At 63.3% G+C, this 18,591-nt stretch carries 17 protein-coding genes; 2 read left to right on the top strand and 15 right to left on the bottom strand.

The window, feature by feature from the left end:
* Positions 1–7: 7 nt before the first annotated feature.
* The 13 genes from AC1D10_RS16315 to AC1D10_RS16255 all read right to left on the bottom strand — a co-directional run bounded on the left by AC1D10_RS16315 (position 8) and on the right by AC1D10_RS16255 (position 15,527).
* Positions 8–1,030 carry a sugar-binding transcriptional regulator gene (locus AC1D10_RS16315; protein ID WP_477273486.1) on the bottom strand — a complete coding sequence of 341 codons (1,023 nt, stop codon included), beginning with the start codon at positions 1,028–1,030 and terminating at the stop codon, positions 8–10.
* Between the two features lie 423 nt (positions 1,031–1,453).
* Positions 1,454–3,166: a glycerol-3-phosphate dehydrogenase/oxidase gene (locus tag AC1D10_RS16310; RefSeq protein WP_477273484.1), complete on the bottom strand. Its 1,713-nt coding sequence runs from the start codon at positions 3,164–3,166 to the stop codon at positions 1,454–1,456.
* Complete coding sequence (locus tag AC1D10_RS16305) at positions 3,163–3,939, bottom strand: DeoR/GlpR family DNA-binding transcription regulator (RefSeq protein WP_477273482.1); 777 nt, start codon at positions 3,937–3,939, stop codon at positions 3,163–3,165. The genes AC1D10_RS16310 and AC1D10_RS16305 overlap by 4 nt, the downstream gene beginning before the upstream one ends.
* Complete coding sequence (locus AC1D10_RS16300) at positions 3,936–5,471, bottom strand: FGGY-family carbohydrate kinase (protein WP_477273480.1); 1,536 nt, start codon at positions 5,469–5,471, stop codon at positions 3,936–3,938. Before AC1D10_RS16300 ends, AC1D10_RS16305 begins: the two co-directional genes overlap by 4 nt.
* Before the next feature lie 471 nt (positions 5,472–5,942).
* The gene (locus tag AC1D10_RS16295; RefSeq protein ID WP_477273478.1) at positions 5,943–6,686 is read right to left on the bottom strand and encodes an amino acid ABC transporter ATP-binding protein; all 744 of its coding nucleotides are present in this window, start codon (positions 6,684–6,686) and stop codon (positions 5,943–5,945) included.
* On the bottom strand, positions 6,683–7,657 hold the full coding sequence (locus AC1D10_RS16290; RefSeq protein ID WP_477273476.1) for an amino acid ABC transporter permease: 975 nt from the start codon (positions 7,655–7,657) through the stop codon (positions 6,683–6,685). Before AC1D10_RS16290 ends, AC1D10_RS16295 begins: the two co-directional genes overlap by 4 nt.
* A gap of 60 nt (positions 7,658–7,717) precedes the next feature.
* Positions 7,718–8,551 (bottom strand): transporter substrate-binding domain-containing protein, encoded by an 834-nt coding sequence (locus tag AC1D10_RS16285; protein WP_477273474.1) that lies wholly within the window; start codon positions 8,549–8,551, stop codon positions 7,718–7,720.
* A gap of 158 nt (positions 8,552–8,709) precedes the next feature.
* Positions 8,710–9,096 (bottom strand): carboxymuconolactone decarboxylase family protein, encoded by a 387-nt coding sequence (locus tag AC1D10_RS16280; RefSeq protein WP_477273472.1) that lies wholly within the window; start codon positions 9,094–9,096, stop codon positions 8,710–8,712.
* Positions 9,089–9,913, bottom strand: coding sequence for an alpha/beta fold hydrolase (locus AC1D10_RS16275; RefSeq protein ID WP_477273470.1), 825 nt, complete (start codon positions 9,911–9,913; stop codon positions 9,089–9,091). Before AC1D10_RS16275 ends, AC1D10_RS16280 begins: the two co-directional genes overlap by 8 nt.
* A gap of 5 nt (positions 9,914–9,918) precedes the next feature.
* Complete coding sequence (locus AC1D10_RS16270; protein ID WP_477273468.1) at positions 9,919–10,992, bottom strand: LLM class flavin-dependent oxidoreductase; 1,074 nt, start codon at positions 10,990–10,992, stop codon at positions 9,919–9,921.
* Between the two features lie 37 nt (positions 10,993–11,029).
* A complete protein-coding gene (locus AC1D10_RS16265) occupies positions 11,030–12,541 on the bottom strand; it encodes an aldehyde dehydrogenase (RefSeq protein ID WP_477273466.1) in 1,512 nt (503 codons plus the stop codon).
* On the bottom strand, positions 12,538–13,530 hold the full coding sequence (locus AC1D10_RS16260) for a flavin reductase (RefSeq protein ID WP_477273464.1): 993 nt from the start codon (positions 13,528–13,530) through the stop codon (positions 12,538–12,540). Before AC1D10_RS16260 ends, AC1D10_RS16265 begins: the two co-directional genes overlap by 4 nt.
* Positions 13,531–13,721: 191 nt before the next feature.
* Positions 13,722–15,527: a helix-turn-helix domain-containing protein gene (locus tag AC1D10_RS16255; protein WP_477273462.1), complete on the bottom strand. Its 1,806-nt coding sequence runs from the start codon at positions 15,525–15,527 to the stop codon at positions 13,722–13,724.
* Between the two features lie 194 nt (positions 15,528–15,721).
* On the opposite strand from AC1D10_RS16255, the gene AC1D10_RS16250 reads away from it, so the two are divergent.
* The gene (locus AC1D10_RS16250) at positions 15,722–16,312 is read left to right on the top strand and encodes an amino acid synthesis family protein (protein WP_477274109.1); all 591 of its coding nucleotides are present in this window, start codon (positions 15,722–15,724) and stop codon (positions 16,310–16,312) included.
* Here AC1D10_RS16250 and AC1D10_RS16245 read toward each other — a convergent pair.
* Positions 16,309–17,295 carry an aldo/keto reductase gene (locus tag AC1D10_RS16245; RefSeq protein ID WP_477273460.1) on the bottom strand — a complete coding sequence of 329 codons (987 nt, stop codon included), beginning with the start codon at positions 17,293–17,295 and terminating at the stop codon, positions 16,309–16,311. The genes AC1D10_RS16250 and AC1D10_RS16245 overlap by 4 nt on opposite strands.
* 16 nt (positions 17,296–17,311) lie before the next feature.
* Positions 17,312–17,467 (bottom strand): YjiS-like domain-containing protein, encoded by a 156-nt coding sequence (locus AC1D10_RS16240; protein WP_477273458.1) that lies wholly within the window; start codon positions 17,465–17,467, stop codon positions 17,312–17,314.
* 233 nt (positions 17,468–17,700) lie between these two features.
* On the opposite strand from AC1D10_RS16240, the gene AC1D10_RS16235 reads away from it, so the two are divergent.
* Positions 17,701–18,570, top strand: coding sequence for a LysR family transcriptional regulator (locus AC1D10_RS16235; RefSeq protein ID WP_477273456.1), 870 nt, complete (start codon positions 17,701–17,703; stop codon positions 18,568–18,570).
* Positions 18,571–18,591 lie beyond the last annotated feature (21 nt).

Genomic DNA, 18,591 nt, shown 5'->3' with positions numbered 1-18,591 from the left:
GCCGTTGTTACGCATTTGACGATCCTCCGTTCACATGGTGCTTCGCCGCGCCGTACGCCGCATTGGATTGGCTTTGTTCGACAAGCGCACGGGCGGTGCATTCATCGGTGATCAGGCCGCTCAGGTAACGGCTTTCGAGCACCGCTTTGATCGCCCGCACTTTCACCTTGCCGCCGGCGACGGCGACGATCCTTCGGCCTTTCAACTGGTCACGCGGCAGCGCCAGGATTCTGTCCGACAGCGCCGTTTCCACCGGGCGCCCGTTGTCGTCGAAGAAGTGGGCGAGCAGCTCGCCGACGCCGCCATCACGTTTGACCTCATCGATTTCGGAATGCTCGATCATGCCGGTTGCGACCAGCGAGGCTTCCCGCTCGGCTGTCCCGATTCCGACGAACATCAGGTCGGACCGGCTTGCGAGTGCGAAGACATCGCTGATGCCGCGCTGGCCAAGCAGCACCTCACGGTCCTCGGCGGTGTTGGCGACGAAGGGTACCGGCATCACATAGGCCTGCGCGCCCGTCCGCTCGGCCAGCCGATGCATGACGTCGTGCGGGTTGGCCGCGAACTTGCGCGTCACCCCGCCAAGCAGCGAGACGAAACGGATGTGGGCGGCGGCGGTGCGCGTCAGATATTCGACGCTGGCAGCAAGGGTACGGCCATGACCGACGCCGATCAGCATGTCTTCGCCGCGATCGATCTCGCGCTTCAGAAACTGCGCGCCGGCGATGCCCAGACCCCTGAGCGGCAGGTCTTCCTGATCCAGATCCGGAACCACCTCGCAATAGTCGAGCCCGTATGCAGCGGTCAGGCGCTGCTCCAACTCCACGCACTCGGCGACGTCGCCGTCGATGAAGACCCTGACCAGACCTTCCTGGTTGGCCTTGGTGATGAGCCGATGTGCCTTGAGGCTGGTCAGGCCAAGCCGCTTGGCCACCTGGGCCTGCGTGAGACCGCCCGCATAGTGAAGCCAGGCCGCGCGCGTGGCGAGACTGGACTCGTGGTCGCGGTTAGCGGTTCCGCCGGATTTCAAGCCATCTCCTCCCTGAGATGATATTATTATCTTTGTGTGCAAAAATTTTCACATCCCTGCATCGCTGTCAATCCCTCTGCGGATCGGCTTCCAAGCCGCGGCGGGAATTCACAAGCCGCGCCCTCCCGATCCTCCTGCCGGCGCATCGGCGACCTCCGCCCATTAGCAGGTCGGCATGTTAGTTGATCATATGGCGATGTTAATTTAACGTCAATCGATGTTATTTAATGCCATCGCCGGTGGCCACGCAAAGATCATCGCCGCCGAATTATCCACTAAGTGTCTGCTTTTAATCAGATATACCCAACGGGATAAAAATCCCAATCCGGCTGTGAGTTGGGACGCTTTGCGGATGCGACGGCGCCATGGGCAAACCGGTCGGATTGCCTCAAGAAAGGGGCATTGGCACTGTCGATGGCGGGATCAGTCCAGCCGCATCAGGTTCCTGCCTTCGAGCTCCACAACGGCGGCCTCGACTTCCTGCGCAATGCGCTCAGCGCTCCAGCCCAGCGCCCACCCGGCGATCACGGCAATCTCCTGCAGGTCCCGGCATGTCAGGGTGCCGCCTATGGCGAGCGTGCTGCGGCGCATGACGATATCGGCCAGATGTTCGACGAACTCGTTGCGGACGATGTAGTCGATCTCCGATTTGCCGTAGCCGCCGGAGTCCGGCAGATGGCCCTCACCATCCGGCCCGTACCTGGCGATCTCCAGGGCTCGGGTTCCGTAGCGGGACAGCAATTGGTCGAGACGTCGTTCCCCGATGCCCGTTTGCGACCGCGCCCGAGCCAGCCAGTCCGTGCGCGCTGCGGCATTGGCTGGGAAGTCCTTGCCGCCACCGATCGGCATGGATTGCGTCGTCACCTTGCGGCTGCGTTGCAGGCGGTCGAGTATCGTGTTGGCGACTTCCTCGGCGAAGCCGCGAAATGTCGTCCATTTGCCGCCGACCAGCGAGATGACCGCGAAGGGCCTGTCCCGGTTCGGCTCGGCGACCGGGGCCGAATGGTCGCGGCTGATCAGCCCGGGCACCGATGTCTCCGACGCCGGCAGCGGCCTGATGCCGCTATAGGCATAGACGATCTGGTCACGTTCGAACGCCATGCCCGGCAGCAGGGCCCGCACACTCTCGAGCAGATACTCGACTTCGTCCGGTTCGCAGCGGACCTCGTCCGGGTTGTCGGCCTTGATGTCGGTCGAGCCGACCAGCGCCAGGCCGAGATAGTCGTAGACAAGGCAGATGCGGCCGTCATCGGCCTCGAAGTAGAGCATGCGGCCGGCCAGGCTTTTTACCAGGTCGTCATGCTTCAGCAGGATGTGCGAGCCCTTGGTGCCGCCGATCATCTTCGACGGCGCGCCAAGCAAGGCGTTGACATCGTCGATCCAGGGACCGGCGGCATTCACCACCAGCTTCGGCCGAACCGAAAATGCGGCGCCGCTTTCCGGCTGAAAGGTCAGCACGCCATTGGCTGAGTTCACCAGCGCCGTGTAGTTCGTGCTGGCCGAGGCTGCATTGGCCTGCAGCCCATCGAGGATCAGTTCGAGCACCAGCCTTTCGGGATGGCTTATCTTGGCATCGTAGTACGTGCCGGTGGCGACGATCGAAGGGTTGAGCGCCGGCATCTCACCGAGCGCCTGCCGCCGCCCGACCATGCGGTGGCGCGGCATGACCTGGTTTCGCGAGCCATAGAAATCGTAGATCATCAGGCCGATCTTGATCAGAATGGCGCCGCGGCTGCGCGGCGCGCTGGTCGAGCCGAACAGCGTTCGCAGCGCCGCCAGCATGCCTTTGCTCCAGGAGAAGATCGGGATGACGGTCGGCAGCGGGCTGACATAGTGCGGCGCGTTCTGCAAAAGCAGGTTGCGTTCGAGCGTCGACTGCGCCACCAGCCCGAACTCGCCGGTTTCGAGATATTTCAGGCCGCCATGGATGAGCCGCGACGGCGCGGCACTGGTGCCCGAGCCGAAATCCGCCTTGTCGGCGATCAGGCAGCTGACGCCTTGCGCGCACAGGTCGCGAAACAGCCCCGCTCCGTTGATGCCAGCGCCAAGAATGACGACGTCGACCTCGCCGGTCCCGGCCATGGCCGCGAGCCGCCTGGCCGGGTTTTCCGCACCTGCTGCGTCGGCTGGACTCATTGTGCCTTTGTCTCGATGACGCGCAGCTTCACGCCGGCCCGTTCAAGGCTCTGCGCCTGTGCGTCGCCCAGCCCCCCGGTCGTCAGCACGGCATCGAAACTGGTCAGATCGTCGAAGACATGCAGCGCGATCCGATCGAATTTCGCATGGTCGACCAGCAGGATGCGTTTCACCGATGCGGCCATCATCGCCTGCTTGACCCGCACCACATTGGGATCCTGGATGAAGGCGGTGGTGCCAGTGATGGCCGATGCCGAACAGATCAGCACATTGGCGCGAAGCTGCGCCACGGCGTTCTCGCAGACGATGCCGATATAGGCATTGTAGGTGCCGTGGTACTTGCCGCCGAGACAGATGAAGTCGATGTCGTCGACATTGGTCAGCAGCGAAGCCGTCGCTACGCTGTTGGTGATGACGGTCAGCGGCTTGATGTCGAGCAGCAGCGTGGCGACGGCGTTCGCGGTCGACGAATCGTCCAGCATGACCACCTGTCCGGCTTCGACATAATCCAGTGCCGCCCGCGCCAGCGTATCCTTCTCGGCTCTGTTGACCGTCACGCGATAACGAAAGGCACTTTCGTAGAGACCGGAAGGCTGAACCGTCACCGCACCGTGCAGCTTGCGCAGCACGCCCTGCTGCGCCAGCCGGTCGATATGCCGGTGGATGGTCATGCGCGATACGCCGAAATGCTCGACCAGATCGTCGATGCGCACCTGGCCGAGCTTGATCACATAGTCGGCGATCTCTTCGCGTCGTTCGTCGGCCTTGATCATGCGGTCCCCCTGGTGTCCGGCCGCGCCAGCCTTTCGATGTCAGGCCACTGCGACTTCAGCTGCTCGGCGATGCGGCAATAGAGGGAAAAGCGCTCGTTGAACACAGCACTGGAGGCGGGCACCGGCTGATACTGGCGCGCCGTCATGCCGACCTGCTCGGCGCCCTGCTGTGGCGTCGCGAAGATGCCGACCGCGGCGCCGGCGCAAAGGGCGGCACCCAAGGCGGCGGCCTCGTCGGTCGAGGTGATGGTGACCGGAGCGTCCAGCACGTCGGCAAACATCTGGACGAAGGCCGGGTTACGCGAACCGCCGCCGGTCAGGCGGATCTCGCGAACGGCGAAGCCCTCGCGCAAGGCTTCGACATGGGTGCGATGATTGAAGACTATGCCTTCCAGAACCGCCTTCAGCATGTCGCCGCGATTGTGCCAGCCGTGCAGGCCGACAAAACTGCCGCTGGCCACGTCACCATGGGGGGAGCCGAACAGATAGGGATGAAACAGGATGGTCGAAGGCTTCTTCAGCGCCGCGTCGATCTCGCTCGCCAGCAGTTCGTGGATCGAGCCGCCATCCGCGTTTGTCCTGTCCTGTTCCGAGCGGCAGAACGTGTCGAGAAACCAGTCGTAGTTCGCGGTCGAGGCCGGCGAGATCGCCATGTTGTTCCAGCGGCCTGCATCGATGGCGTTACGACAGAACCAACGCCGGTCGACGCGCGGTTTTGAAGAGACGACTTCGTTGATGGAATAGGTCCCGGCGACGATGGCGAGCACGCCCTCCTCATGGCCGCCCATGCCCAGCGCCGAAGCGGTCACGTCGTGCAGGCCGCACGCGACCGGTGTTCCCTGGCGAAGGCCAGTCATTTCGGCGGCATCGGCGGTGACGTGACCGACGATGTCGGCCGAATGCGCAACCGGCGGCAGCGCGCCGAAAAGGTCGGCCAACCCGAAGACCTGCATCGCTTCCGGCGCGTAAGCCTGGGTGCGGTAATCGGTGAACGACGTGCTCGCCTCCGTACGGTCGGTACCGATCGTGCCGGTCAGGCAAAAGCGAAGCCAGTCCTTGCAGGCCAGCACGTGGCCGATGCGACCATAGCGATCGGGATCGTTCTGCTTGATCCATGCAAGCAGCGCCGATGGCGCCGAGACATGCGGCGCCTGGCCCGTGCGCGCGAGCGCTTCGTCGAAGACCGTATCCGCCGACCATCTTTCGACAATCTCGCCGGCGCGGCTGTCGAGCGACAGGATGCCTGGCCCTAGCGGCCGGCGATCCTTGTCGAGCAGATAGAGACCGTCGCCATGCGCGGTCGCCGCCACCGCCTTGATGTCGTCCGCAGGCCGGCCACACAGGGCGATCGCTTCCTTGATTGCATCGGCGGTCGCTTGCCAGAGGCCCGCCATGTCGCGCTCCACCCAGCGCGCATGGGGCATCGACTGCGGCACCCGGCGACGCGCCACCGACAACTGCGTGCCATCGGCATCGAAGATCACCGCCTTGGTAACCGTGAGACCGTTATCGATTCCAAGCAAACTGGGCATGATCACCGCCTCTTTCAGCAACTGGCGATGCGCACTGCACGACAATCCTGCAGGCTGGGGCAAGGGCGACAGACATAACAACAAGCGAGGGGCAACGGCGATACAAAGCGGCGGGTACCTTGCGGACTGAACGAACCATATCGCGATGTTAATTTAACGTCAATATATGAGACAATGACGCCCGCGCCGTTGAAATCGAGCGTGATCAAAAGATACGAAATTTTCAAACTCTATGATTCAGTTGAATTTTTTCGTTCCTGAAATATCCCATTCGGGTCGTTCATTCGATCGGCGAACGCCATTGATGGGCTCAGTTCGCCGACAAGCTGAACTCATGAACGCTGCTGCCGGGACCGGACGGCCAGCCAGCCGGCAGGACAACTTGGGGTCCTTCAATTTCGCCGTCGGGCGCCAAACCTGACGGCAGCTGCATAGTCGTTTGCGAGAGTGATATCAGAACTGCCGGCAGCGCTAGTGTTTTAGTATCTGGCTCAGAAACAGTTTCGTGCGGGCATGTTGGGGACTGCCGAAGAAGCTGTCCGGCTTGCCTTCCTCGACGATCTGGCCGGCGTCCATGAAGATCACGCGGTCGGCCACCGCACGCGCAAAGCCCATTTCATGGGTGACGCAAACCATGGTCATGCCATCGCGGGCAAGGCCGGTCATGGTGTCGAGCACTTCCGACACCATTTCGGGGTCGAGTGCCGACGTCGGCTCGTCGAACAGCATCACCGCCGGCTTCATGCACAGGCTGCGCGCGATCGCGACGCGCTGCTGCTGGCCGCCGGACAGCTGGACCGGGAATTTGTTCGCCTGTTCGGGGATGCGCACGCGTTCGAGAAACTGAAGCGCGGTCTTGCGCGCTTCGGCTGCCGGGACACCCTTGACCCACATCGGACCCGCCATGCAGTTCATCAGCACCGTCATGTGCGGAAACAGGTTGAAGTGCTGGAACACCATGCCGACATTGCTGCGCACATCGGCGACGTTCTTCATCCCTGGGTGGAGGTGCACGCCGTTCACGGTGATGTCGCCGGCCTGATGCGCTTCGAGGCGATTGAAGCAGCGGATCAGCGTCGACTTGCCGGAACCGGACGGCCCGCAGATGACGATGCGCTCGCCCTTGTGGACCGTCAGGTTGATGTCCTTCAGCGCATGGAATTTGCCGTACCATTTGGATACGGCTTTGGCTTCGATGATCGGCGCAGCGCTCATCGCACCTTGCTCCTGGCGTAGTGCCGTTCGATGCGGGACTGGATCAGTTCGAGGCAGATCGACAGCATCCAGTAGATGACCGAGGCCGAAATCAGCATCTCCATGTGCTGGAAGGTCTTCTGGCCGAGCGTGCGGGCGAGGAACATCAATTCCCAGACGCCGATGACCGACACCAGCGAACTGTCCTTGAGCATCGAGATGAACTGGTTGCCGGTCGGCGGAATGATCACGGGAAGCGCCTGCGGCAGGATGATCCTTCGCATGGTCAGCGAAAAGCCGAAGCCCATCGAGCGCGACGCCTCCCACTGGCCGCGATCGATGCTCTGGATGCCCGATCGGAAAATCTCGGTCATGTAGGCGCCGTAGCATAGCGACAGCGCCAGGATGCCGGCCGGCACGGCGCCGACCACGAAGCCGAGCTGCGGCAGGCCGAGATAGATCAGATAGACCTGCATCAAAAGCGGCAGGCCGCGAAAGAACGAGGTGTAGAAGCTGGCGATGGCATAAGCAAAGCCGTTGGTGGACAGTTTGGCGACCGCACCCAGGATTGCGATCAGCGAGGCGATGATGATGGAGATCGCCGAAACATAAAGCGTCGTGACGACACCCTGGGAAATCAGGAACGGCAGCTTTTGCCAGATGAAGGGCAGACTGAGATGGAAGGTCTGGAAGAAGGCCAGAAAGAGCAGCAGCAGCTCCGCCCAGACGATGGCTATCTGGACGCGCAGCGAGGCGAAGCCGATCAACACGACGTTGAAGATGAAGAGAAGTGCTATGATGAAGGCAATGGCAAACCTGCCGTAGAGACCACTCTGGGACGGCTCACCGATGACCGGGCGCATCAATTCGCCAAAGCCGGTCGATGTCAGGTTGAAGGCAAGGAAGATCGCAAAGACGACGCCAAACATCGTCGCGATAAACCACGGCTTGTGCACGAGAATTTCAGCTTCGACGGTATCCGGATAGAGCATCGTCTGTCCCTTGGATGATTTGGCGGCCTGCCCACGGCAGACCGCCAGCGAAAGTCGAGATTATTTTACGATGGAATAATCGACCCCGTACCACTTCTTGGACAGCGTGCTGAGCGTGCCATCTGCCTTCATGGCCTTCACCGCATCGGCGATCTTGGCCGAGAATTCGGGATCGCCATGTTCGATGGCGACAGCCAGCGGTTCATAGAACACCGGATCGCCGATCTGCTTGATCGGATAGCCTGCCTTCACCGCATCAAGGATACTGGGCAGCGACGACACGACAGCGTCCAGCCGAACGCCATCACCAATCCGCAGATCGTCGAAGGCGGTGGTGGAGTTCTCGTAGGAGTGCACCTCTTTCGGATTGAGCCTGTACTCGAAAGGCGGTGCGCCGGCGGCGTCGAGCGTCAGATCCTTCTTGGCATAGGCCTCGAAAGTCGATGTCGTCGTCGCGCCGACGACCTTGCCGTCGAGATCGCTCAACGACGCGGCCTTGCTGTCCTTGTGCACGGCAACAGCGGCCGGGGTGTAGTAGTAAACAGCGGGAAAATCGAAAATCTCGGCCCGCTTCTTGGTCGGCGTCATCGAGCCGACATGCATGTCCCAGCGACCGACCCAGTTGCCGGCCGTGATGATGTCCCAGCCCGGCGTCACGAACTCGACCTTGACGCCGATGCGCTTGCCGATTTCCTTGGCGACGTCGACGTCAAAGCCGTCCAGCTCGTTGTTGGCGTTGAGGAAGGACTGCGGCGCCCAATTTGCATCGGTGGCGACTTTGAGGGTGCCTGCCGCCATCACGCGGTCGAGCACCGCGCCGGCGTGCGCGGGAAGCGCTGCGATGGCCAAGGCCAGCGAGGCCGCCAGCGTCGTCAATCTGAGAGATGTTTTCATATGTTCAGTTCCCCTTGTTGTTTGCTAATTTAGAGACGAGCCTTCTGGCGCCGTCTTCCGGCGAGCCAGAGGAGGTTTTTCGTGGCGGTTGCTCGGAAGGATGGTAAGCCGGCCTCTGTCCTTGAGCTTCCGGCCAGGACGCATTCCACCTGCCCCGATCATCGCGTTTGCGCCTTCATCTCGTCGCGCACCGAGCGCGCCACCCGAAAGCTCTCGACGCCGGCCGGAATGCCGCAATAGACTGATATCTGGATCAACGCGGCGCGGAGTTCGTCGTCGCTGAGACCGTTTCGCATCGCACCCCGGAAATGCACGCCGAATTCATGCATCCGCCCCAGCGCCGCGAGCATGCCGAGATTGAGCAGGCTGCGCTGCTTGAGGTCGAGCGCCTCGTCCGTCCAGCATGTGCCCCAGCAATACTCGTTGAGGATCTCCTGGAACGGCCGTGAGAAGTCGTCGGCATTGCCGATCGCCCGGTCGACATAATCGTCGCCGAGAACCGCACGCCGGACCGTTTCGCCGGCTTTCTGCAAGTCGTTATCCATGGCTGGCTGCCCCCGCTTGCTCAGCGTGTTCGGTCAGGAAATCCGCCATCAGGCCGGCCACCTGCGCCGGCGCCTCGACCAGGATCGAATGCCGCAATCCAGGCAGGATCTCGAGCCGCGAGCCGCGGATCTGATCGTGCATGTGGCGCGCCATGCGCGGGTTGGATCCCTGATCGTCCTCGCCGGTGACGATCAGCGTCGGCGCCCTGATCTGGTCGAGGATGCCGCCAAAGTCGGTCTCGGCCAGCACCCGGTAGGCGGCGGCGTAGCATGCCGGATCGTTTTCGGCATCGCGCCGGCGCAGCTCGGCAATTATATCTGGATTGCGCTGCTGAAATTCCTCGGTCAGCCAGCGCGACAGCGACGCGGCATGGTGCGCGCTCGGCTGGCTGGCGGCCAGGGCGGCAAGACGACCGAGAACGGCCTGGCGTTCTTCCGGCAGACGTCCGGCGACGGTTGCCAGCAGCACCAGCCGGCGCAACCGGTCGGGATGGGTCAGCGCGAGGCGCTGGGCAATAAGGCCGCCCAGCGAAAAGCCGGCCAGATGGAAACTTGCGAAGCCGACATGATCGGCCAAGGCCAGCGTGTCATGGACGAAGTCGTCGATCTCGTAGCGGCCCTTGATGCGCGTCGACCGGCCGTGGCCGCGCAGATCTGATGTCAGCACCGTGAACTGATCCGGCAGGCGGGCGGCCACGCCGCCCCACGCTTCCAGATAGGAGCCGACGCCATGGATGCAGACCAGCTTCTGCGGGCCGTTTCCGTCGACACGGTAATTGAGCGTGACGTCGCCATGGACGAAGGAATCGGCTGCCATTGCCGTCAACGCCCCACCGCGACGGCCTTGGCACGATCCCGACCGGCGAAATGCGGCATGACCTCGTCGACGAACAGCCGGATCGTCTTCCTCTGCAGCTCGAACGGCAGGTTGAAGGTGAGCCCAAGGCAAAACTGATCGACGCCCGCGGCCTCGTAATCCTCAAGCTTCTCGATGATCTCGTCGGGCGTGCCGAACATCAGGTTCCTGCGGATGCTCTCGGGGTTGTAATTGTCCTTGCCCTTGACGCTTTCGTACGGGACGGCTTCGGGAAAACCGTTCTTCACCGTGCCGATGTTCTGGAACAGGTTCTCGAAGGCGCGCCCGTAATCAATGGCGTGGCGGACGGCGACTTCCCATTCCTCCGGCCTTTCATAGACGCAGGTGCGGCGCTGCATCATCAGACGCGGGCGCCGCACTTCCGGGTGATCGGCGACCGCCTTGCGGAATTTTTCGCCAAGCACGGCGATTTCAGCGGCGGGGGCGGAAAGCGGCGTCGACAGGATGTTAGCGCCGATGCCGACAGCCCAGTCGAACGTGCCGGGATCACGTGCCGCGACCCAGATCGGCGGATGCGGCTGCTGCAGCGGCTTGGGCACGCCGGCGGCAAGCGGAAAATTCCAGTAGTGGCCCTGATGCGCGTAGTCCTCGGCCCATAGTTTCTTCACCGCCGGCACCAGTTCCTTCAGATAGGCGACGCCTTCCTGCTGCGGCATGCCTTCGGCCATGCGGTCGAATTCATACTGGTAGGATCCGCGCGCGATGCCGAACTCCAGCCGGCCGCCGGTCAAATGGTCACAAAGCGCGGCTTCGCCGGCCAACCGGATCGGGCTCCAGTACGGCGCCACGAGCGTCGAGGTACCAAGCCTGATCTGCTGGGTGTGCTGCGCCAGCCATGTCAGCGTCATCAGCGGGTTGGGCGAAATGGTGCACTCGATCGTGTGATGCTCCGCCGTCCACAACGTTTCGAAGCCGCCCTCGTCGGCCATGACAGCCAGTTCGAGCAGGTTGTTCTTCACCGTCGCCATCGATGTCTCCGGCGAGAAGCGCTCCATGGTCAGCGACACTGCGAATTTCATGTTCTTGTCCCGTTTGATGTTTCGGCTTGGATGAAGCTCAGCGCAGGCGGATGACGAACGGGTCCTGCATGGCCCCGGAGTAATCGATGACCACGTTCTTCAGCCGCGAGAATTCCTGCATCACGTCAAAGCCGCCGCGGCGGCCGTAGCCGCTTTCCTTGAAGCCGCCATTCGCCGACATGAAGGACGACGCACGATAGGTGTTGATCCAGACGGTTCCGGCATCGACGTTGCGGGCAAAACGCAGCGCGCGGTCGATGTCCTTGGTCCAGATACCGGAAGCCAGTCCATAGCGCGTGTCGTTGGCAAGAGCGGTCATCTCCTCTTCCGAAGAAAACGGGATGACGCCGACCACCGGTCCGAAAATCTCGTCCTGCATGAACTCCATGTCGTTGCGGGCATCGACCATGACGGTCGGTTCGAAATACCAGCCGCCGCCAAGGTCCGCCGATTGCGGCCGCCGGCCGCCGGCCGCGATCCTGGCGCCCTGGCGGACGCCCGACGCGACATAGGCTTCGACCTTGGCAAGCTGCGCCGACATCGCGAGCGGGCCAATGTCGGTATCATCATCCATGGGATGGCCGACCCTGACCCGCCTGGTGCGCTCGACCAGCGCATCCACGAAGCGGTCATAGGCGCTGGCTTCGACAAAGCAGCGCGATCCGGCGACGCAGCTTTGGCCGGCCGCCGCGAAGATGCCCGACACGACGCCGTTGACGGCGTGTTCGATGTCCACGTCGGCGAAGACGACATGCGGTGATTTCCCGCCTAGCTCCATCTGGCAGGGAACCAGGTTGGCCGCGGCGTTGGTGGCAATGCGCCGGCCGGTGGCGGTGCTGCCGGTGAAGACGATCTTGGCGACGCCGGGATGACGTGTCAGCGCCTCGCCGGCGCTGGCTCCGGTGCCGGTCACGACATTGACCACGCCTGCCGGAAAACCGGCTTCCATAATCAGCTCGGCCAGCGCCAGCGTCGAGGCCGTGGCATGCTCCGAAGGCTTGATGACGACGGTGTTGCCGAGCGCAAGGCAAGGCGCCAAGGTCCCGGTCAGAAGCATCAGCGGCGAATTCCACGGCGTGATCATGCCGACGACGCCAAGCGGCTCGCGCAGGTTGAAGTTCAGCATGTCGAGCTTGTTGACGGGTATGGTGTCGCCCAGCAGCTTGTCGGCCATGCCGGCGAAATAGCTGTAAGAATCCGGCATGGCGCGCATCTGCGCCCGCATTTCCTTGATGAGCTTGCCGTTGTCGCGCGTCTCGATCAGCGCCAGTTCGTCGGCATGGTCCAGCACGAGTTGCGCCAGCCGGTGCACAAGCTTGCCGCGGTCGGTCTGGGTCATCCGGCGCCATGCCGGGTCGGCAAAAGCGGCGCGTGCGGCGGCTACGGCTGCATCGACATCGGATGCGTCGGCCTCGGCCAGTTCATACCAGGGCTCGCCGCTCGTCGGATCATAGCTCGCAATGTACTGCCCGCCTTTCGGAGCGGCGAAGCTGCCACCGATGAACAGCGTCTGGCGGGAGTTCTCGAGCGATTTGACGGTCGTTTTCATGGCTTTTCCTGTTCCGCGTCCCGGGGGCCATGCGACCATGGCTGTGAGGCGCCTTCGATCCTGGCAAGGCGGCCGCCATCGCCCGAATCCATGTAGATGCTGAAGGAATCGTCGCGCCGCTCGCGGCTGTAGCGGCGCAGCAGCGCGCGGATCTCGCCGGCTGGGATGTCCTCGTATGGAAGATCAGCCAGGGAGAAGAACCGGAACCCCGAGGGCATGGTGAAGGCGGCCGAGGTGCCGGAGAGACGTGCGCGATAGATGAGGTAGCCGGGATCGCTGTCGGCGACATCGAAGACCGAATAGAGGAACGTCTCGTCAGGCAGCAGCGTCAGCGCATCGCCGCCTTCGAGCTTGAGTTCGTTTTCCGCTTTCCGGCTCTTGGCGCTGGGCAGCACCCAGCCCCCCTTGCCGTCGGAGCGCAGCAGGATGTTTCCGTCGGCTTCGATCAGGTAGCCGACGATCATGCTGTGGGAGGCAAGCCAGCCCGGCGGCAGCGGATCCTTGACGGACGCATAGCGGCCCCGGCAGAAGCCGAGCGGCGCCGATGGGCTGGTGCCGAACGCCTGCACCGCGCCTATCAGCACAACATGATCGCCGGCATCGACGCGGTCGTGCACGGTGCAGTCGAACCAAGTCAGGCACTCGTTGAGGATCGGCGCGCCGGTGTGGACACGGTCATGCCTGACGGACCCGAACTTGTCGTGAGCCTTCGAGGCGAAGACCGTCGAGACGTCGGCCTGCCCCTCATGCAGCAAATTGACGGCGAACGAATCGGAGGCGTTGAACGCCGCATAGCTCGCCGCCGCCTTGCCGACGCAAACCAGGAGAAGCGGCGGATCAAGCGAGACGGAGGTGAAGGAGTTCGCCGTCATGCCGCGCGGCGTGCCGTCGCTGTCGCGCGTGGTGATGATCGTCACGCCGGTCACGAAGGTTCCGAAGGCCCTTCTGAGGGCGATCGGATCGATCGTCGGTTGCGGGGTGGTCAGCATCTGGCCTCGTGGTCCCTTTCGGATTGCACGAAACGTTAGCCGCTCATTCGCAGCCGTTCTTCCTCCTGTTGAGAGGAACAGGCGGCGGAGACACTGCTGTGTTTGCGAGCAAGAGGGGAAGGGGCGATCCGGTCAGCAGCGGTCGTGTTCCCAAGCCGGAAACCGTCCGTTCGGCGGAGCCTGGACTGAGACTATTTTTCCGTGGAGCCGCTGCTGTCGATGACCTCGCGCAAGCGAATGGCGAGTTCAAAGGCAAAGCGCCGCTCGGGCGTATCGAGATTGACGCCGAACAGTTCCTGGATGCGCGCCAGCCGGTATCGCAAGGTGGTCACGTGCAGGCCCATCGCGTCGGCACAGGCCTGGCTGCGGCAGCCCTCGCGTAGATAGGAGAACAGCGTCTCCATATAGGGCGTTCCGTGCTGGCGATCGTGGTCGGCGATCGCGCCGACGCTGTCCTGCACGAAGCCGCGAACGTCCTCGACATCGGCGGCCGCGACCAGCATCGGCAAGGGGCCGAAATCCTGGCTGGAAAAGACGCCGGTGCGGCCGAACGAGCGGCCGATGCCGATCATGCGTCGGCAGCGGTCCCATGCCGCCGGGTAGTCCGAGAGCTTCACGCAGGGGCCGGACAGAACGACGAACGGCTCCTGGCCGAAATAGCGGCCCAGTTCCTCGGCGATCTTGCGCAGCAGTTTGTTGACACGCTCCTTGTCGTCACCCAGTTCGGGCGGGATCAGACAGACAAGGCCGTTGTCGACGACGATGATGCCTGCCGCGACCGAATTCTGCTGCAGCAGCCGGATCACGGCATGATGCGGGTCGACCGAACGTCCGGCGTTGCTTTTCGCGGCTTCAGGCAGGTCGATGACGATCATCTGCTGCGGTGACGCGAGGCCGATGCCCAGCCGCTGCGCCCGCTGCATGACATCCGCGGCGTCGTGCCAACGATGCTCGACGACCTCCATGAACAGCTCCGTCAGCGTGCGCGTTTCGAAACGGAAGCGGATGAAACTGCGCATCATCTGGACGCTAAGCGCGAACTTGGCGCTGTCGAGCAACAGCAGGTCGAGCTGGCTGAACGGCTGCTGCATGGTGAAGATGACCAGCGCGCCAACAGCCTCCGCGTCGACGCTCAGCGGTTCGATTTTCGCGGTGACGCGCAGACGGCGCGTGCCGTCGTCGAGAAAGAAAGTGTAGGGCTCAGTCTGCGGCAGATCCACCGCCGACCGCGCGGCCTTCATGATCTGCCGGTGCAAGGTCGTGTTGGCGGCAAGCTGCCAGGCCGCGTCGTCGAAATGCTTCTCGCTCGGCGAGCGGCTGGCGACGATCAGGTTCGCCGTGAAATCGACCACGACCACCGGGTTGGGGACAAGCGCGCTGATCTTTCCGGCAAGCGAGGAAACCGAGCTTTCCGCCAGGGCCTGCTGCAGCAGGGAGGTATGGGCCTGCAGCGCCTGCTGGAGCCGTTCCGCCGCGCGCTTTTCCGCACGCAGCTTGTGCTGTTTCTCGACCGCGATCTCGCCGAGATGGACGATCATGCCTATGAAAGCGAGGTCGTCGGCCGTGACGTCCATGATCTCGCGCGAGACGACGCTGAGCACCATCGGCCGGCCGTCCTCGTCGACACAGTTCATCGGCATCACGAGAACGCTGCGGTAGTCGCGTTCGAAGGCCTCGCGGCGATAGCCGGAAAATTCCTCCGAGACGCGCGCATCGCGGATATAGACCGGTTCGTTGCGCTGCAGGGCGATGATCGATGGGCTGGTGGCGAGTTCCCAGCGGTCGGGCAGCGGACGCTGGATCAAGGTCGGATCGTGACGAACGATGACGTAGGCATGGCCATGCGGCGCGTCGATGCTCATGATCGAGCCCATCGTCCACTTGGCGTGCCGGCAGGCGGCCAACACCAGATCGCGCAGCACCGTGCTGAGATCGCCGCCGGAATTGATCAGGCTGGCGGCATCCCGCAAGGACAGGATTTGCGACTGGTGGTTCACTTCTCGATCCTGTTGGCCGATCTGTTCCTGCTGATCCATCGAGGCTGGATATAAGCAATTCGCAGCCTTGCGAAGCTACACGGCTTCCGACAGCGAGACATCCAGATTTTCCTCCGAAGCGGAGGAAGACGCACGACCAGACGCTTCCTAGCCTCACGTCAGAATTCTGCGCGCAGGAAAGGCCGTTGAAGCGAATGGAAATCAGGAAAATCTGCACCTTCATCGAAGAGGTTCTGATCGAAGGTGGAAAGGCTGCGGGCAAGCCGGTCACCATCATCGTCGTCGCGGCGGTGTTGAAGAACCCGTGGGCGGGGCGCGGCTTCGTCGAGAACCTTCGCCCCGAAATCCTCGACGTCGCCCCCAAGGTCGGTGCCGAACTTACCCAGCGCCTGATCGCCCTGATGCCGCCGGGCGAGATCGAATCCTACGGCAAGGCCGCGGCGGTCGGCGTCAACGGCGAGATCGAACATGCCTCGGCGCTGATCCACACGCTGCGGTTCGGCAATCTGTTCCGCGATGCCGTTGGCGGCACCACCTATCTCGAATTCTGCAACACAAGAAACGCCGCCGGGGCGCTGATGTCACTGCCGATGATGCACAAGAGCGAGAATGGCAGGCGTTCGCATTTCCTCACCGCAAATTTCCAGATCGCCGACGCGCCGGGTGCCGACGAAGTGCTGGTTGCCATTGGAGCAGCCAATGGCGGACGGGTGCACGCCCGCATCGCCGACAGGTTTCAGGATGTTGCGGAGATGGAAGCGGAGAACGACTCCTCGCGGTCTTAGCAGGCGGTCTCGGCACTGTTCAGCACGGCGTCGATCTCGGCCATCACCGCTGCCGGCAGCGGCCCTTTTTCGAGTGCACCGAGATTGTCCTCGACCTGCTCGGGCCGCGTGAAGCCGGGCACCGGCAAGGCGATTGCCGATTTGGCGAGGATCCAGCCAAGCGCGCCCTGCGCAAGCGTGCGTCCGCCCGAGGTGAGCAGGTCGCGGATCGCCGCGAGCCTTGACAGATATTGCGGGTTGGCGGCGCCATCCCTGAAGAACACCATCCATTCTGCATTGCCGCCACGCACGTCGTCGGCGGGCAGCTTCATGGCCGGCGTGTATTTGCCGGTGAGCAGGCCCATTGCCAACGGCAGCCGGCTGAACGAGACGAGGTTTTCGCGCGCCGCAACGGCCATCAGCTCGTTCGCCGGGGCAAACACATTGAAGTCGTTCTCCACGGCGACGAAACCGTCGCGCGCCGCGAAGGCGGCAAGCCGTTCGCGGTGATCGGTGCTCCAGCCGAAGCCGCCGATCTTGCCCTCCTGGTGCAGTTGACCGAGCGTATCGAACGCCTCGCCGGCGCGCTCGATCGGATACTCGTTGATATGCAGCAGCGCGACGTCGATACAATCGCGCTGCAGGCGCTGCCGCGACTTGTCGATCGATGTCCGGATCGCCGCGGCAGAGGCATCCTCGGGAGCGATCTTGCGCGTTTCGGGATCGCCGAAATAGCCGACCTTGGTGACGATGACGGCCTCGTCCCTGCCCTTCAACGCCCGCCCGAGGATCAGCTCGGCATTGCCGGCGCCGTAGGCGGCAGCCGTGTCGAACACCCGCGCGCCGATGTCATAGGCCATCGCCAGCGCGGCTTGCGATCTGATGTCGTCGACTTCGCCATAGATAGTCGCCGCATCCCCCCAGCGCGCGGCGCCGCCCGCCGCCCAGGTGCCGATCCCGATGCGCGGCACCGAGCGGCCATCCCAGAGCTCCATCATCTGCATGCCCGCCTCCATGGTCTCAACGATGCAGGCTGGCGTGGCGGGCACGCTTGCGGATCTCTTCGCGAGAAATGCCGGCATCCGCCAGCGTGCTGTCCGGGACATGCCTCAAGCTTGCAAGTGTCTGGCGATAGGCACGCCAGCAGGCGAAACGGCGTCGAAGTTCATCCAACATGATCGTCTCCTTTGGCGCGCAGAAGGCCCGCGCCTGGGTTGATCGAAAGCGCAAAGCATCTGGACAAAGCGCAGGCGCGATCGAAAGGATTGCACTGGCTTCCTGGCCAGCCGAGGCGCCTGTCACCGTCCCGCCAGGCCGGACTGTCCAACGTCTCCAAGGCCTGCATACTTGCGCGTGATGCCCGCTTCGCGCTACAGCCACGGTCGCAAGGAGTTTTTCATTTCTGCAAAATGGATATCGGCTGGGACGATCTGCGGTTGTTTCTCGACGTTGCGCGGCTGGGTGGCCTGAGCGCGGCGACGGGAACCACGCGGCTCAGCGCTGCCACCCTTGGGCGACGCGTCACCGCGCTCGAAAAGCAGATCGGCGAACCGCTGTTCGTGCGTCAGCAGACCGGCTACCGGCTGACCCCGGTCGGTGAAGAACTGCTGCGGCGCGCCGAAGACGTCGAGGCAGCTATGCAGTCTCTGACCCGCTGGCGCGAGGGGAGCCTGCCTGACCGCATTGTCCGCGTCTCGGCCGGGCCATGGACCTCGGCCTTCGTTTCCGCCCACATCGGCGAGATCTGGACGGTCGATGATGGCATCAGGGTGGAGTTCGTCACCACCACCGACAGGGTCGACATCGGACGCCGTGCCGCCGATATCGGCATCCGCAGCGAGCGACCGACCGAGCAGTGGCTGGCCGGCCGTCAGAGCGGCAAGGTCGCCCACGCCATCTATTCCGGACGCCACCTGATCAACGGCATCGCCGCCGGCTTGTTCGTCGGCGTCACCGGCGAAGGGGCAAACATTGCTTCGGCGCGCTGGCTGCAGGCCCATCACGGCGACCGCATCGCCGTGCGCGGCAACAACAGCCATTCGGTGCGCGAACTGGTCGCCGCCGGCGCCGGTCTTTCAATCTTTCCGTGCTTCGTCGGCGACTGCGATCCGCGGCTGGTTCGCGTCGCCCAGCCCATCCCCGAACTCGAAACCGACCAATGGATCGTCACTCATCACGAGGAACGTCACTCCCCGCCGGTACGAAAAGTCGCCGACCGGATTGCCGCCTTGATGCGGGCGCACCAGCCGCTGTTTCGCGGCGAGACGCCGATCCGGTAAGCCTCAGGCGTCGATCGGCCG

The organism is Mesorhizobium sp. P2_A8, from assembly GCF_056404935.1.
Note: the sequence above shows the minus strand (reverse complement) of the source record. Positions and strands in the feature narration are given on the sequence as shown.